General features: G+C 69.5%; 15 protein-coding genes and 1 pseudogene. 4 read left to right on the top strand and 12 right to left on the bottom strand.

Annotation, left to right across the window (positions count from 1 at the left end; genetic code table 11):
* Positions 1-177 precede the first annotated feature (177 nt).
* The 7 genes from ACWCRB_RS28325 to ACWCRB_RS28295 form a co-directional block, all read right to left on the bottom strand.
* Positions 178-1,260, bottom strand: a complete 1,083-nt coding sequence (locus ACWCRB_RS28325) for a peptidoglycan recognition protein family protein (RefSeq protein WP_450998733.1) — start codon at positions 1,258-1,260, stop codon at positions 178-180.
* A 322-nt stretch (positions 1,261-1,582) separates the two neighbouring features.
* Entirely contained in the window at positions 1,583-2,482 is a 900-nt protein-coding gene (locus ACWCRB_RS28320; RefSeq protein ID WP_450998732.1) for a 4-(cytidine 5'-diphospho)-2-C-methyl-D-erythritol kinase, read from the bottom strand.
* Positions 2,479-3,405, bottom strand: a complete 927-nt coding sequence (gene rsmA / locus ACWCRB_RS28315; RefSeq protein ID WP_450998731.1) for a 16S rRNA (adenine(1518)-N(6)/adenine(1519)-N(6))-dimethyltransferase RsmA — start codon at positions 3,403-3,405, stop codon at positions 2,479-2,481. The genes ACWCRB_RS28320 and rsmA overlap by 4 nt, the downstream gene beginning before the upstream one ends.
* Positions 3,406-3,535: 130 nt before the next feature.
* Entirely contained in the window at positions 3,536-3,790 is a 255-nt protein-coding gene (locus ACWCRB_RS28310) for a hypothetical protein (protein WP_450998730.1), read from the bottom strand.
* A gap of 262 nt (positions 3,791-4,052) precedes the next feature.
* A complete protein-coding gene (locus ACWCRB_RS28305; RefSeq protein ID WP_450998729.1) occupies positions 4,053-4,211 on the bottom strand; it encodes a DUF397 domain-containing protein in 159 nt (52 codons plus the stop codon).
* Positions 4,208-4,408 carry a DUF397 domain-containing protein gene (locus ACWCRB_RS28300; protein ID WP_450998755.1) on the bottom strand — a complete coding sequence of 67 codons (201 nt, stop codon included), beginning with the start codon at positions 4,406-4,408 and terminating at the stop codon, positions 4,208-4,210. Before ACWCRB_RS28300 ends, ACWCRB_RS28305 begins: the two co-directional genes overlap by 4 nt.
* An 8-nt stretch (positions 4,409-4,416) precedes the next feature.
* A complete protein-coding gene (locus ACWCRB_RS28295; RefSeq protein ID WP_450998754.1) occupies positions 4,417-5,079 on the bottom strand; it encodes a DUF5753 domain-containing protein in 663 nt (220 codons plus the stop codon).
* Between ACWCRB_RS28295 and ACWCRB_RS28290 the strand changes: the two are divergent.
* A pseudogene (locus tag ACWCRB_RS28290) lies at positions 4,987-5,270 on the top strand (ATP-binding protein); the annotation flags it as partial. The gene ACWCRB_RS28295 and the pseudogene ACWCRB_RS28290 sit on opposite strands and share 93 nt — an antisense overlap.
* A 127-nt stretch (positions 5,271-5,397) precedes the next feature.
* On the opposite strand, the gene ACWCRB_RS28285 reads toward ACWCRB_RS28290, so the two are convergent.
* The 5 genes from ACWCRB_RS28285 to rsmI all read right to left on the bottom strand — a co-directional run bounded on the left by ACWCRB_RS28285 (position 5,398) and on the right by rsmI (position 9,746).
* Positions 5,398-5,613 carry a DUF6243 family protein gene (locus ACWCRB_RS28285; RefSeq protein WP_450998728.1) on the bottom strand — a complete coding sequence of 72 codons (216 nt, stop codon included), beginning with the start codon at positions 5,611-5,613 and terminating at the stop codon, positions 5,398-5,400.
* A gap of 208 nt (positions 5,614-5,821) precedes the next feature.
* A complete protein-coding gene (locus ACWCRB_RS28280; RefSeq protein WP_450998727.1) occupies positions 5,822-7,180 on the bottom strand; it encodes a ubiquitin-like domain-containing protein in 1,359 nt (452 codons plus the stop codon).
* A 104-nt stretch (positions 7,181-7,284) separates the two neighbouring features.
* Positions 7,285-8,154 (bottom strand): TatD family hydrolase, encoded by an 870-nt coding sequence (locus ACWCRB_RS28275; RefSeq protein WP_450998726.1) that lies wholly within the window; start codon positions 8,152-8,154, stop codon positions 7,285-7,287.
* Positions 8,155-8,290: 136 nt separating this feature from the next.
* Complete coding sequence (locus ACWCRB_RS28270) at positions 8,291-8,680, bottom strand: hypothetical protein (protein ID WP_450998725.1); 390 nt, start codon at positions 8,678-8,680, stop codon at positions 8,291-8,293.
* Positions 8,681-8,858: 178 nt separating this feature from the next.
* Complete coding sequence (rsmI, locus tag ACWCRB_RS28265) at positions 8,859-9,746, bottom strand: 16S rRNA (cytidine(1402)-2'-O)-methyltransferase (protein ID WP_450998724.1); 888 nt, start codon at positions 9,744-9,746, stop codon at positions 8,859-8,861.
* A gap of 72 nt (positions 9,747-9,818) precedes the next feature.
* Here rsmI and ACWCRB_RS28260 point away from each other — a divergent pair, with 72 nt between their 5' ends.
* From ACWCRB_RS28260 to ACWCRB_RS28250, 3 genes are all read left to right on the top strand, one after another.
* A complete protein-coding gene (locus ACWCRB_RS28260) occupies positions 9,819-11,561 on the top strand; it encodes a dolichyl-phosphate-mannose--protein mannosyltransferase (protein ID WP_450998723.1) in 1,743 nt (580 codons plus the stop codon).
* 113 nt (positions 11,562-11,674) lie between these two features.
* The gene (locus tag ACWCRB_RS28255) at positions 11,675-13,303 is read left to right on the top strand and encodes a penicillin-binding transpeptidase domain-containing protein (RefSeq protein ID WP_450998722.1); all 1,629 of its coding nucleotides are present in this window, start codon (positions 11,675-11,677) and stop codon (positions 13,301-13,303) included.
* 177 nt (positions 13,304-13,480) lie between these two features.
* Positions 13,481-15,100: a penicillin-binding transpeptidase domain-containing protein gene (locus tag ACWCRB_RS28250; protein WP_450998753.1), complete on the top strand. Its 1,620-nt coding sequence runs from the start codon at positions 13,481-13,483 to the stop codon at positions 15,098-15,100.
* The last annotated feature ends 100 nt before the right edge of the window (positions 15,101-15,200 follow it).

Here is a 15,200-nt window from a genome sequence, read left to right as displayed (position 1 = left end):
ATTGACGGAAATTCAAATACGGTGATGCAGGTAACAGTTGGCCCGAATATTTATGCAGGTCAACGACAGAGGGGCCGACTTCAGGCCGACCCCTCAGCGCTCTTCAGTACCGTTACGCACCGACGCTAATGAGCCATGATCACGTAATGACGAGGACTGCTCGCAAGGACTGGAGGACTACTTGCCGGCGACGGCCGTACGGACCTCGCCGAGCAGGTCGTACATCGTCTGGCCGGGGCATTCGGTCGACAGCCAGTCGCGGTGGCCGCTGATCGCGTTGACGTCCTTCGTCACGCCGTTGACCGGGTTCACATAGGTCAGCTTCGCCTGCGGGTCCAGGCCCTTGAAGCGGGCGATCACCTTGATCAGGCGGATCAGCGACGCCTTGGCCGCGTCGGTCGGCGGCTGGGAGACCAGGTTGCCGAGCAGCGCGATACCGAGGTTGCCGGAGTTGAAGCCGCCGGTGTGGAAGGCGGTGACGAGGTTGCCGTCCTTGTCGAAGGCCGGGACGAGATCGTCGCCGGAGTAGCGGCCTTCGTAGACGACACCCGCCTCGTCGATGAGGAAGTGATAGCCGATGTCGCCCCAGTCGAGGGTGACCGCGTGGTACTCGTAGATGGCGCGCACGGTCGCCGCCGGGTCGGGGTCGTTGTTCACGCCGTCCGTGTGGTGGACGGTGATCGTCTGGAACGGGTAGTACGCCTCGGGCGAGTTGACCTTGCCGTCCTTGTACCGCTTCGACTCGTCCGCGCCCCACGCCGGCCGCGACAGGTACTGCACGCCGCGCACCCGGGTCGGCTCGGTCGGCACCCGGAAGGTCTTGTCGGCCCCGCCGGTCGTGTCGATCGCCAGCGACCGCACCCCGCTCACGCTCGCGCCGTCGGGCAGCTTCAGCTCGTACGCGGTGGCGTCCCCCGCCGCCACCAGCGCCGTGCCGCCGCCCTCGACGGTCGCGCAACCGCCGCTCAGGTCCTGCCACTTGCCGGGCGCGGAGTCGCCGTCCGCGAACTTGATCCCGGCGCCGTCCGCCGCTCCGCTCCAGCGCACACCGACGTACGAGATGGCGAACGCGGCGCTCGCCTCGGCGGTGCCGCTGGCTGCCTCGGTACGGGTGGCCGGGAACTTCTGCGGCTCGGTACCGGCGGTGCCGGACGCGCTGTCCGTCGTAACGGACGCGCCGGAGTCGCCTCCGCTGCCGGCCGCGAAGACGACCGGGGTCAGCGCGCCGCCGACGGCGACGGCGCCCGCGGCGCCGATCATGCCGCGCCGGGTGAGGGGGACTTTCCTGCGATGGGAGGGTGACGAGGGGGGAGGTACGGACACGGAGATGCCTTCCGAAAGTGCTGGGGGAGGTGGCAACTCAAGGGGGACCCCACGCCGCGCGCACTCATAGAACTCATGGAACCCATGGAACTCATGACTCGTGACTCGTGATGAGATCTGCGACGGCGAGTGCTTGAAGTTGAAAAAACCCTACGCGTCACGCCCACCCCACCCGCACCTCCTGATGCCAAGGAACGGTGAATTCCCTGTGGGGGTCGGGCAATTCGGGTAACCCGAAAGTAACTCCCTGTACACGCTGTTACAGCACGCTGGCGCCCGGTACCGGCCCGGCCGCCACCCGTACGGCACGACAGGTGCCGGACGCCGACAACGCCTCCGCAACCTGCCGCGCGGCCACCGCATCCCGCGCGAGAAACGCCGTCGTCGGACCGGAGCCCGAGACCAGAGCGGTCAGGGCACCGGCGGCACGGCCGGCGGCGAGGGTGTCGGCGAGGGCCGGGAAGAGGGAGAGGGCGGCGGGCTGAAGGTCGTTGGAGACGCTGGCGGCGAGGGCATCGGGGTCCCCCTTGGCGAGCGCGTCGAGCAGCTCGGCCGAGGCGACAGGCACAGGAACCTCACTGTCAGCAACCGCGACCAGCCGGTCGAACTCCCGGAACACGGCGGGCGTCGACAGCCCGCGCCCGGCCATGGCGAACACCCAGTGGAAGTCACCGCCGGTCTCCAGAACGGTCAGCTTCTCCCCACGCCCGACCCCAAGTGCAGCACCGCCAATGAGACTGAACGGCACATCGCTGCCCAACTCGGCGCAGATGTCGAGGAGTTCGACGCGAGAGGCCCCGGTCCCCCAGAGCGCGTCGCAGGCGAGCAGCGCACCGGCGCCGTCGGCGCTACCGCCCGCCATCCCCCCGGCGACGGGGATGTCCTTGGCGATGTGGATGTGCACGGCGGGCGTACGGCCGTACCGCTCGGCGAGCGCGACGGCGGCGCGGGCGGCGAGATTCGTACGGTCGAGGGGCACTTGGTCGGCGTCAGGCCCGTCACAGGTGATCCGCAGCTCATCGGCAGGGGTGACGGTGACCTCGTCGAAGAGCCCGACGGCGAGGAAGACGTTGGCGAGGTCGTGGAAGCCGTCGGGGCGGGCGGCACCGACGGCGAGCTGGACGTTGACCTTGGCGGGAACCCGTACGGTGACGCTCACAGCTGCCCGGACTCCTCATCGCCAGTGTTCTTCTCCTGAACCTTGTTCTCCGCGATACGGACGAAGTCCTCGACGCCGATGGACTCGCCGCGGGCCTGCGGGGAGACACCGGCGGCGACGAGGGCGGCTTCGGCGGCGGCGGCCGACCCGGCCCACCCGGCGAGCGCGGCACGCAGCGTCTTGCGCCGCTGGGCGAAGGCGGCATCGACGACGGCGAACACCTCGAGCCGCGAGGCGGTCGTCTTGAGCGGCTCGGCCCGCCGGACGAGGGAGACGAGCCCGCTGTCGACGTTGGGCGCGGGCCAGAAGACGTTACGGCCGATGGAACCGGCCCGCTTGACCTCGGCGTACCAGTTGGCCTTGACGGAGGGTACGCCGTACACCTTGGACCCGGGCGGCGCGGCGAGCCGATCAGCGACCTCGGCCTGCACCATCACCAGCGTCCGCTCAATACTCGGAAACGTCTCCAGCATGTGCAGCAGCACGGGCACGGCGACGTTGTACGGCAGATTGGCGACCAGTGCGGTGGGCGGGGGCCCCGGCAGCTCGGTGACGCGCATGGCGTCGGAGTGCACGAGCGAGAACCGGCCGGCGCGGGTCGGCATCCGGGCGGCGACGGTCGCGGGCAGCGCGCCCGCGAGCACGTCGTCGATCTCTACGGCCACGACCCGGTCGGCGGCCTCAAGCAGCGCGAGCGTGAGGGACCCGAGCCCCGGCCCGACCTCGACGACCACGTCGTCGGGCCGCACATCGGCGGTGCGGACGATACGGCGGACGGTGTTGGCGTCGATGACGAAGTTCTGCCCGCGCTGCTTGGTGGGCCTGACGCCGAGGACGTCGGCCAGCTCACGGATGTCGGCAGGGCCGAGGAGGGCGCCGGAGGAGGCATCGGGGGAGGCATCGGGGGCGGGGCTGGTACTCACGGGTCCAGGGTACGGGGGGTGGGGGGTGGGGGTGTGCAGGCGGGATGGGGGGGCGGGGGCTCGGTGCGTCGTGCTGGGTGGGGGAGCAGCCGTCGGCAAGGAACGGGGCACCACGCTCTGTCGCGGCTGACTACACCTCGTTGAAGCCACGCGACGCGTCGTAGATGTCAGTCTCGATGACGACCACGAAGAAGCTCGTCACGACGTAGTTGATCATCACGTGGCCTTCCCAGGCCGAGCGCGTCACAGAGTCGGTTGTGTAGGCAAGATGGCTGTCGGTGCCTTCGGGCTCAGCTGCGATCCTGTCGACGAGACGCAGGAACTTCTCCCGATCTGCGGCCGGCATGTAGTCACGGAACCGCGCAACCTGCTCGGTGAACTGCACACGTCTCTTCATCGAGGCCGGATCATACGGACACGACGACGGCCCCTGCCTGGAATATCGGCCGGGGTCCCATGCGAGGCATAGGAGGGGCAGCAACGGGGTCTTGCTGCCGCCGAATCCCGTCGCGTTGCCAACTTGGTGGAGTGCAGGCCGAGTTGGCGGAGGACTGGGGGGTCGGACAAGGTGGCGCTCCTGGTTGGACGGGTTGGCGACAAGTGCTCCTTGCGCCTGCCCAACGACCAACAGGATCGTGTCCGAACTCCTACCTGGCAGCTGACAAAATGCCGCCGGTACCGCCGTAGGCGGGGTCCTTCGAGTCTCGTACGGCTACTCGGGTGCGGCGACCTGCTATCTCGACGCAGGCGTTACCGTCGCCGGAGCCCGAGTAGGACAACTTCCGCCAGGTATTGGGGATGGTCACTGGAGGTGTGCCGTGGGCGCCTTGAGAGTCTCGACGAAGCGGGTGAAGGCTCCCGTGGGGAAGATGAGGATCGCTCCGGTCGCGACCTTGGAGTCGCGGACGGCTATGCGTGTGCGCGAGTCGGCGATCTCCACGCAGCCGTTGCCATCACCGCCGCCGGAGTAGGACGACTTCCGCCAGTTGCCGAGGGTGTCCATGGAATGCCTCACAGCTCCTTCGCCAGCCTGTGGATGAGGTCTCGCGACCGTTCGGGGTCGAGCGCCACCCCCTCCACTCTACGGAAGTGCGTTCGAAAGACGCTGAGTTGAGCCTCAGAGTCAATGAGGACCGCACCGTGAGGGGCATCGCGTACCACGGTGTCCAGTTTCGGAACGGCACCGCCCACGTACACCATGGCGCTTCCGGTGTCGGCGAAGCTGTCCAGGTCGAAGGGGATGACGCGCACGGTGATGTGTTCGGCGTCGGAGAATTCCAGAACGCGGGCGAGCTGGGCCCGCATGGCGGCACGGCCGCCGACCTTGATCCGCAGCGCCGCCTCGTGGATCAGCGCTTGGTACGGGACTGGCTGAGCACCCTCGAAGATGACGCGCCGCTGCATACGATGCCGGACGCGCAACTCCACCTCACTCTCCAGGAGTTCGGGAACGCGGCGCGAAAAGAGCGCGCGTGCGCAGTCCTCCGTCTGGAGCAGCCCAGGGATGTGCAGAAGGTCCACGTCCCACCGGTAGTCAGCGTGGTACTCCAACTCGGACAGGTCGAGGAATGACGTGGCCAGCAGCTGGTGTCCAACGCCGTACGGCACACCGAGGGCCCCGCCGCCCTGCGCGTCCGCTGGTCCGCCGGCGTACTCCGCATCGGCGCCTGGGATGCGGACCCCGACCGCCGGAGCCGCCACGGGAGTTGGGGCAGCTCATCGAGCCGGAGTCGGAGGACGGGCGTGGGCTGGGGATGGTGGTGGCCTGCGCCGATCTGTGGGGGTGGCAGCCGTTGAGCCGGTTCGGGAACCGAGGCAAGTACGTCTGGTGCGAACTTGCCACCGGTGTCAGCACCTGCGCCTAAGGGTTGCCCCGGATGGTCGGCCGAGAGCTGAGCGGGACCGGCCGCGCCCGGTACGGCAGCAGGGCCTGGACCGCGCGTCGCGGTTCGGGCCCTGCCCCGTGCGGTGTTGCCCTGCGACGGCGATGCGTCAGCTCTGTGCAGTGTCGTTGCCCGCCTGCCCGGCGCCCTCAGCCGCGCCTGCCTTCTCGCGCATCTTGCGCACCAGTTCCGCCTTCTGGTCGGCCGCAACCTGGCGGTCGAGGTTGCGGTGCGGACCGTTGTTCTGCCGTTCGGCGCGGGACAGCTTCTTGCGCTTGCCGCCGCCCATGCCCACAGGGTTGTTGATGTTCTTGCTCACGGTCACGGGCTCTCCCGGTAGTGATGTGAAGTGATCTACGGATTCGCCGGTGGGGGACGGACGGCCACGTCGAAGGACGTCAGCAGGGGCCCATCACGCTCTCACTCGTAACTCGGCGTCTGGAAGAAATATGACAAAGACGTTACCCGGTTCCGTCGACCCCGCACACCAACCGAGGGACAGCCCCTAGGTGAACTGGACCAGGAAAAGGCCCTCAGCCATGCAACCGCCCCCCACAATGCGGCCAAGGCCCCGCCCCCCGCTTCACATACAACTTCTTCGCGCGGAACGTCTGTTCACTCGCCGTCGCATCCTGTGGCCGCCCCGCACCCCCCAGGCTCTGCCAGGTCTGCGTGTCGAACTGGTACAGGCCCCCGTACGTCCCCGAGGGGTCCACGGCACCGGGGCGCCCTCCGGACTCGCACGCCGCCAGTGAACCCCAGTCCAGACCGTCCGCCCCCTGCACCGACGTCGGCAGCGGTTTCGCGCCGACCCTCACAAGCTGTGCCCGAGGTGCACGCACCACCTCCGTCCGCACCCGGCGCGGTTTGCCCTTCACGCCGTTGACCGTGCGCACCGCGAAGGTGACCCGGCGCAGGCCCGGGCTGCCCGCCTGGTCGACCACCTCCGTGCCCTTGAACAAGGACATGTCCTGGGTGCGGCGCACGTCGAAGGGGATCGGCTCCTCGCGTACCTCCTTCGTGCCCGTCACCCGCAGCACCGTCACCGTCTGGCCGTCGCGCGGGAAGCTCGCGGCGGCCACCGAGATGGTGTCCTCGCCGCGGAGTGTGATCCCGGCCTCCGCCACCGCCTCGCCGACCGTCGCCACGTTCGTACGGATCGTGCGGGCCCGGCCGTCCGCCATGATCGTGACCGTGCGTTCGGTGCGGACGTCGATGGTGAGGCCTTGGCGTCCGATCTTCTGGGAGCGCGCGAGCGACAGGTACGCGCCCTCCGCGCGCACCCCGAGCTGTCTGAGTGCCTCGTCCACCGTCTGTGCCGTCGTCCACAGCTCACGCCGTTCACCGTCCAGAGTGATCCGTACGGGTCGCCCGTAGTGGACGCGGACCTCGTCGCCGCTGGCCAGCGCGGTGCCCGGCGCGGGGGCGACGACGTCGTGGGCGCCGACCGCGACCCCCTCGTCGGCCAGCAGTTCGGTCACGTCGTCGGCGAAGGTGTGCAGGGTGCGCGGCTTGCCGTCGACGCTCAGTTCGATCGCCTTGTCCTCGGCGACGAAGGCCGTCGTACCGCCTGCCAGGAACGCCACGACGAGCGCCTGCGGGAGCAGCCTGCGGATGGCGTCCGGCCGTTCGGAACCCTTGCGGCGCCTGGCCGCCCGACGGTCCCGGGCCCTCCCGCCAGCCGCCTGCTGAGGGAGGGTCGGCGGCGGCTCGTAGGCGGGCCGGTACGTGTCCTCGTACGGCAGCGGCAGCGTCACTGGCCCCGGCATCGACATCCCGTACGCCACCGTCTCGGCGCTGTGCGGGTCATAGGGCTCGTACGGCTCATAGGGCTGCGGCGGCTGTGGCCCGCTGACGGTGCTGTACGTCTCGTAAGGCGGCGAACTGCTCACGACGACACGCTCCAGGTTCCGGCGACGGGCACCAGAACCTAGCGGAGCGACCGTCACTCTCCAAAGCGACGCGACTACGGAGCGTCAACGCACGTGAGTGCGTGTCAGTAATCGAAGGCGCGTGCGGTGTTCGTCGCGATCGCCGTCGCCAGGGTGTCCTCGTCGATACCGCGTACGTCGGCCATCGCCCGCAGGGTGATCGGGATGAGGTAGGGAGCGTTGGGGCGGCCGCGGTACGGCGCGGGGGTCAGGAAGGGCGCGTCCGTCTCGACCAGGACCAGCTCCAGGGGGGCCACGGCCAGCGCGTCGCGCAGTGGCTGGGCGTTCTTGAAGGTCATGTTGCCGGCGAAGGACATGAAGTAGCCGTTCGCCGCACAGACCTCCGCCATCTCCGCGTCGCCGGAGTAGCAGTGGAAGACGGTCCGCTCGGGGGCGCCCTCCTCCTTCAGCACCCGCAGGACGTCGGCGTGGGCGTCCCGGTCGTGGATGACCAGCGCCTTGCCGTGCCGCTTGGCGATCTCGATGTGGGCGCGGAAGGAGCGTTCCTGGGCCGACTTGCCCTCCGGGCCGGTACGGAAGTAGTCGAGTCCCGTCTCGCCTACGCCCCTTACCTGCGGGAGTCCGGCCAGCCGGTCGATCTCGGCGAGCGCCTCGTCCAGGGCCGCGTCTCCGCCGGGGACCCGCGCGCCCTGCCGGGACCAGCCGTCCGGATCGCCGTGCACGATCCGGGGGGCCTCGTTCGGGTGCAGGGCGACAGTCGCGTGGACGCTCTCGTACGCGGCCGCCGTCTCGGCCGCCCACCGCGAGCCCTTGATGTCACAGCCGACCTGGACGACCGTCGTCACCCCGACCGACGCGGCCTTGGCCAGGCCTTCCGCGACGGTCCCGGACTGCATGTCGAGGTGGGTGTGGGAGTCGGCCACCGCCACACGGAGGGGCTCGGGCAACGGCGGCGCTTCGGACTTGGCAGACATGCCCCGATCCTACGAAGGGGCGCACGCCCCGCGCCCCTCAGGGGCGCGGGGCTGTATTCGATTTGCGGCTCCGCCGCGTGGGCGCGACCAGCCCCCACCGGGCCCGCAGCCAACGAACCGCCCAACCAGCGGAGCGCTAACTCGCCTTGCGGTGGAACGGGTGGAGGAGATCCGAGAGATGCCAGTGGTGGTGTTCCTTCGGCACCTCGACAGCCCCGTCGGCCGCAGGCGCCGCCTCAGGAGCCGACCGCTGCCGCTGCACCGACCGCTGCACGGCGGACACCTGCCCGGCCCGCATGATGCGCACCACATGGTTGTCACAGTTCTGGCAGGTGGGCCGGGTAAGCGGCGACGGCACGACCCGGCCGTCCGCCACGTACATCACCATGTCGGCACCATTGCCGTCGACGTGATGCTCGATCTCGTACGACTGTTCCCAGCCGTGCCCGCAGCGCATGCAGGCGAAGGAATACGACTCGTGAACGACGGCGGTGGCCGTGCTGCGGTGGCCGGTGATCTCGCTCATGCCAGCTCCTCTTGTCCGCTGGACACAGGACGGGTGCGTCCCTGTGAACCAGTGGACGCCTCCACCGGCGTGAAGGCATCAGCCCCTGTCGACTGTTGAAGGCGTTTTGGGCATTCCTTGTGGGAACAGCCCGGATCCGAGGCCTGCCCTTTGCCGTTCGCCGCCCGCCTTTGCCCCGCTATGGCGTGACCGGCGTCGCACTCCTCGCGCTCCCGGCGGAGCCCTCCGCATTCTTCGCGGCCACCACCGCGTCGAACACCTCCCGCTTGGGCACCCCCACCTCGGCGGCGACGGCCGCGATGGCCTCCTTGCGCCGCTCCCCCGCCTCCTCGCGCACCCGCACCCGCCGCACCAGCTCGGCCGCGTCGAGCCCCTCCGCGCCCTTCTCGGGGGCGCCCTCGACGACGACGGTGATCTCACCCCGTACGCCCTCCGCGGCCCACTCCGCCAGCTCGGCCAGCGGACCGCGCTTCACTTCCTCGTACGTCTTCGTCAGTTCGCGGCAGACAGCGGCCCGTCGGTCGGTCCCGAATACCTCCGCCATGGCGGCGAGGGTGTCGTCGAGGCGGTGCGGGGCCTCGAAGTAGACGAGCGTGCGCCGCTCCTCGGCCACCTCCCCCAGCCGCGACAGCCGTTCGCCCGCCTTCCTCGGCAGGAAGCCCTCGAAGCAGAAGCGGTCGACGGGCAGCCCGGAGAGCGCGAGCGCGGTGAGGACGGCGGACGGGCCGGGTACGGCCGTCACCTTGATGTCCTTCTCCACAGCCGCCGCCACCAGCCGATAGCCGGGATCGGAGACCGACGGCATCCCGGCGTCAGTCACCAGCAGCACCCGCGAGCCGCCGACCAACGCCTCCACCAGCTCGGGGGTGCGCGCGGCCTCGTTGCCCTCGAAGTACGACACCACGCGCCCCTTGGGCTGCACCCCGAGCGCCTGCGTGAGCCGGCGCAGCCGCCGGGTGTCCTCGGCCGCGATGACGTCGGCGCCGGACAGCTCCGCCGCGAGCCGGGGCGGCGCGTCCGTGATGTCGCCGATGGGTGTGCCCGCCAAAACCAGTGTTCCTGTCACGTTTCCATCCTCGCAGGGCCCCAAGGACCCCTTACACGGGACGCACACAGCGCTGTTCCCTACGATGGCGCGGTGACCAGTACCGCGCCCTCCACGGACACCCGGCATAGCGCATCCTCGCCAGAGCAGCGGCCGTCGTGGCAACAGCGGCTGCGCCGCTACGGATACACGGCGAAGCCGAGAAGCGACGTCCGGGACCGGCTGGTGCCGCCGTACACCGCGCCGAGCCCCCGGCTGTGGGCGACCCTCGGGGTGCCGCCGGCCGTCACCGACCGGATCAACCGCTGGTCGGGCTGGGGCGGCCCGCTGCTGGTGACGCTGCTCGCGGGCCTGCTGCGCTTCTGGGACCTGGGCAATCCGAAGCGGGTGATGTTCGACGAGACGTACTACGCGAAGGACGCGTGGGGTCTCATCCATCGCGGCTTCGAGGTCAACTGGGACAAGAACGTCAACGACCTGATCCTGAAGTCCGACGGGAACGTCCCGATCCCGTCCGACCCGGCCTATGTCGTGCATCCGCCCGTCGGCAAGTACATGATCGGGCTCGGCGAATGGATGTTCGGGTTCAATCCGTTCGGCTGGCGCTTCATGACGGCGCTGCTGGGCACGCTGTCGGTCCTGATCCTGTGCCGGATCGGCCGCCGTCTGTTCCGCTCGACCTTCCTGGGCTGCCTGGCGGGCGCGCTGATGGCCGTGGACGGCCTGGCCTTCGTGATGAGCCGCACCTCGCTGCTCGACGGCGTCCTGCAGTTCTTCGTCCTCGCCGCCTTCGGCTGCCTGATCATCGACCGCGACAAGGCCCGCGAACGGCTCGCGGCGGCGCTACCGCCGGACGCCGACGGTGTCGTACGCCCGGACGCGCACGTCGCCGAGACGACCCGCTTCGGCTTCCGTCCCTGGCGCTGGACGGCGGGCCTGATGCTGGGCCTCGCCATCGGTACGAAGTGGAACGGCCTCTACATCCTGGTCGCGTTCTGTGTGATGGCGGTGCTGTGGGACGTCGGCAACCGCAAGGTCGCCGGCGCCCGCCACCCGTACGAGGCGGTCATCAAGCGCGATCTGGGCTGGGCGTTCCTGGCGACGGTCCCGGTCGCGATCCTCACGTACCTGCTCTCCTGGACGGCCTGGATCCTCTCCCCGTCGGACGGCACCGGCGGCTACTACCGCAACTGGGCGGCCACCGAGGGCAAGGGCGGCAGCTGGACCTGGCTGTTCCCGGACTGGTGGCGCAGCCTCTGGCACTACGAGCACGCGGTGTACGAGTTCCACGTGAACCTGCACTCCCCGCACAACTACCAGTCCAACCCGTGGAGTTGGCTCGTCCTGGGCCGCCCGGTCTCGTTCTTCTACGAGTCCCCCTCCCCCGGCAAGGACGGCTGCCCGGCGGACGCGGGCGAGCAGTGCGCCCGCGAGGTCCTGGCCCTCGGCACCCCCCTGCTGTGGTGGGCGGCCTGCTTCGCGGTCCTGTACGTCCTGTGGCGCTGGCTGTTCCGGCGCGACTGGCGCGCGGGCGCGATCGCCGGCGCCATCGCGGCGGGCTACCTCCCCTGGTTCATGTACCAGGAGCGCACGATCTTCTTCTTCTACGCGATCGTCTTCCTGCCCTTCCTCTGCCTGGCCGTGGCGATGATGATCGGCGCGATCGTCGGCCCACCAGGGTCGAGCGAACGCCGCCGGGTCGCGGGGGCGGCGGGCGCGGGCGTACTGGTGCTGCTGATCGCCTGGAACTTCATCTACTTCTGGCCCCTGTACACGGGGACGGCGATTCCGCTCGATTCGTGGCGTTCGCGGATGTGGCTGGACACCTGGGTCTAGTCACTCGGGTCCTGTCGCTCTGGTCACTCTTGGGCCAAGAAGACGACAACTCCCCTCACAGCAGCCCCTCAGGCCACTTACAGTGCTGTGGCCAACGGGGAGGGGAAGTACACATGCGCAAGGGAGCGAAGGCCGCCATCGTGGGGAGCGTCTTCACGGTGATGGTCGGTGGGGCCGGGTACGGCGCGTTCAACGTCGTGTCCGCGCTCAGCGACGACGGCGGTACGAGCGTGAAGACCGGGCCGCCGTCGAAGGACGAGATCGCCGAGGCCAGCGAGGAGTTCTTCGCGGCCTGGGAGAAGGGGCAGGCGCAGGCTGCCGCCGATCTCACCAACAACGCGATACCCGCGAAGAACCTGCTCACCGGGTACAGCACGGACGCGCACATCACCGGGGTGAAGATCACCCCCGGGACGGCCACCGGCGCGACCGTGCCCTTCTCGGTGAAGGCCACGGTGTCGTACGAGGGGAAGACGAAGCCCCTCGCCTACAGCAGCAAGCTGACCATCGTCCGGGGTACGACGACCGGGAAGGCGCTGGTCGACTGGCAGCCGTCGGTCATCCACCCCGACCTCAAGGTCTCCGGGGACAAGCTGGTCACCGGGGAGGCCGCGAACCCGCCGATCGAGGCCGTGGACCGGGACGGCAAGGTGCTGACGAAGGAGAAGTACCCGTCGCTCGGGCCGATCCTGGACACCCTGCGGGCACGCTACGGCGACAAGGCGGGCGGTACGCCAGGCATCGAGCTGATGGTCCGGCACGCGGACACCGAGACGGCCGACACCTCGCTGCTGACCCTCTCCGAGGGCACCCCGGGCAAGCTCCCGACGACGCTCAGCGCGAGCGCGCAGGCCGCCGCCGAGAAGGCGGTGCTGAAGTTCTCGGAGTCGTCCGTGGTCGCCGTACAGCCGAGCACGGGTGAGGTGCTGGCGGTCGCCAACCACCGTGCGGACCAGTTCAACGCGGCCTTCGAGGGCACCCTGGCGCCCGGCTCCACGATGAAGATCCTCACGTCGGCGATGCTGATCGACAACGGTGTCGCGACGATGAACAGCCCGGCGCCCTGCACGCCGACCGCGACCTGGCAGAGCCAGACCTTCAACAACCTCAAGGGCATGGAGCCGAACGAGGGCGCCACTCTCGCCAACGACTTCCTGCGCTCCTGCAACACCGGTTTCATCAAGCTGATCGACGGCACCGAGGCGAACCCGCTCACGGACGAGTCGCTGACGACCGAGGCCCAGGAGCGGTTCGGGCTCGGGCAGGACAACTGGAAGACCGGGATCACGTCGTTCGACGGCAGTGTCCCCGCGTCTCCCGGCCCGGACCGGGCGGCCAACGCGATCGGGCAGGGCCAGGTCCAGATGAGCCCGCTGAACATGGCGTCGGTGACGGCGACGGCGATCACCGGTGAGTTCCGGCAGCCGTACCTCGTATCGCCGGACCTGGACGACCGTGAGCTGGCGACGGCGAAGGGGCTGCCGGCGAGTACGTCCGCGCAGCTCAAGGAGATGATGCGGATGACGGCGACCCAGGGCACCGCCCAGGAGGCCATGTCCGGGCTGAGCGGGGACATCGGCGCGAAGACCGGGTCCGCCGAGGTGGACGGGCAGGCGAAGTCCAACAGCTGGTTCACCGGATTCCGGGGCGACATCGCGGCGGCGGCCATGACGCAGGAGGGCGGACACGGCGGCGACGCGGCCGGCCCGATTGTCGCAGCCGTGCTACGGACCGGCGGCTGAACTCACCCGCACAGGACGGGACTCTAGGGTGGTCGTTGTCGTTGAGGTGCAAGTGAGGGCAACGGGGACCCTGGGGATTACCGCGAAGGATCGGGAGCTGTGGGCAAGAGGGGCAAGAAGAGGCACGTCGCCGAGCGACAGAGTGCACGGAAGACCAGGCCCGCCGTGATCGGCGGGATGATCGCCGTGGTCGTCGGCGGCGCCGGTTTCGGCGTCTACGCGCTGTACGGCGGCGGAGCGGCGGCCGAGGACGGCTCCTCGACCGCCACCACGGCCGACCAGAAGCCGAAGGTACCGACGGGCCCGGTGTCGGCTGCCCAGGTCAAGGCGATCTCCACCCAGTTCCTGACCGCCTGGCAGACGGGCAAGGTCGCGCAGGCGGCGGCGTCGACGAACGACACGACGAAAGCGGCGTCCACGCTCCTCACCGGCTTTACCAAGGACGCCCACATCACCGGTGTGACGATCACACCCGGCGTGGCGACGGGCGCCAAGGTGCCCTTCTCGGTCAAGGGCACGGTGACGTTCGGCGGCACGAGCAAGCCGCTGGCGTACACCGGCGCCCTGACCGTGGTCCGTCGTACGTCCGACGGGAAGCCGCTGGTCGACTGGCACGCGTCGGTGATCCACCCCGACCTGGCCGACGGCGACAAGCTGCTGACGGGGGAGGCCGGCACCCCGCCGATCAAGGCGGTCGACCGCGACGGCGGCGAACTGACCCTGAAGAAGTACCCGTCGCTGGGCACGGTCCTGGACAGCCTCCGGGAGAAGTACGGCAAGAAGGCCGGCGGCAAGGCGGGCATCGAACTCCGGGTCGTGCGCGGTACGGCGTCCAAGGCGGCCAAGTCGGCCGACAAGACGCTGCTGGAGCTGAGCAAGGGCACGCCGGGTGTGGTGAAGACGACGCTGAGCCCGGGGCTTCAGGCGGCGGCGGAGGCGCAGGTCGCGAAGAAAGCGAAGTCGTCCGTGGTCCTGATCCGCCCGTCGACGGGCGAGGTGTTGGCGGTGGCGAACCAGTCCCACGGCTTCAACACGGCGTTCCAGGGTTCGCTCGCACCCGGTTCGACGATGAAGGTGATCACGTCGTCGCTGCTGATCGAGAAGGGCCTGGCGTCGGCGGACAAGGCGCACCCTTGCCCGAAGTACTCGACGTACGGCGGCTGGAAGTTCCAGAACGACGACGAGTTCGAGATCAAGGGCGGCACGTTCAAGGCGAGTTTCGCGCGGTCCTGCAACACGGCCTTCATCAGCCAGGCCAAGAAGCTCGACAACGACAGCCTGACCAAGCAGGCGCAGCAGGTGTTCGGCCTCGGCATGGACAACTGGGCGATCGGGGTCTCGACCTTCGACGGGTCGGTGCCGGTGCAGTCGCAGGCGCAGATGGCGGCGTCGTTGATCGGGCAGGGCGGGGTGCGGATGAACCCGCTGAACATGGCGTCGGTGGCGGCGACGGTGGAGTCGGGGGTGTTCCGGCAGCCGTATCTGGTCTCGGCGGAGGTGGACGGCCGCACGCTGGCGACCGCCTCCCGGACGATGTCGTCGTCGACGCTGTCGCAGCTGCGGGAGTTGATGCAGTACACGGCGGCGTACGGGACGGCGGCGGAGGCGATGGTTGGGCTGGGCCCGGACTACGGGGCGAAGACGGGGTCTGCTGAAGTCGACGGCCAGGAGAAGCCGAACGGGTGGTTCACGGCGTACCGGGGGGATCTGGCGGGCGCGGGTGTGGTTGTGCAGGGCGGGCACGGGGGGAGCACGGCGGGGCCGATCGTTGCGGCCCTGCTGAAGGCCGGCGGCTGATTTTCTCTCGCCCCCGCCGCCCCTACCCGTCCCATCCTCGGGGGCTCCGCCCCTGAACCCCCTTGTCCTCAAACGCCGGACGGGCTGACAAACCAGCCCG

The sequence above is a fragment of the Streptomyces sp. NPDC002156 genome, from assembly GCF_053593675.1.
The sequence above is the reverse complement of the archived record's forward strand: the minus strand, read 5'-3'. Positions and strand labels throughout refer to the sequence as shown.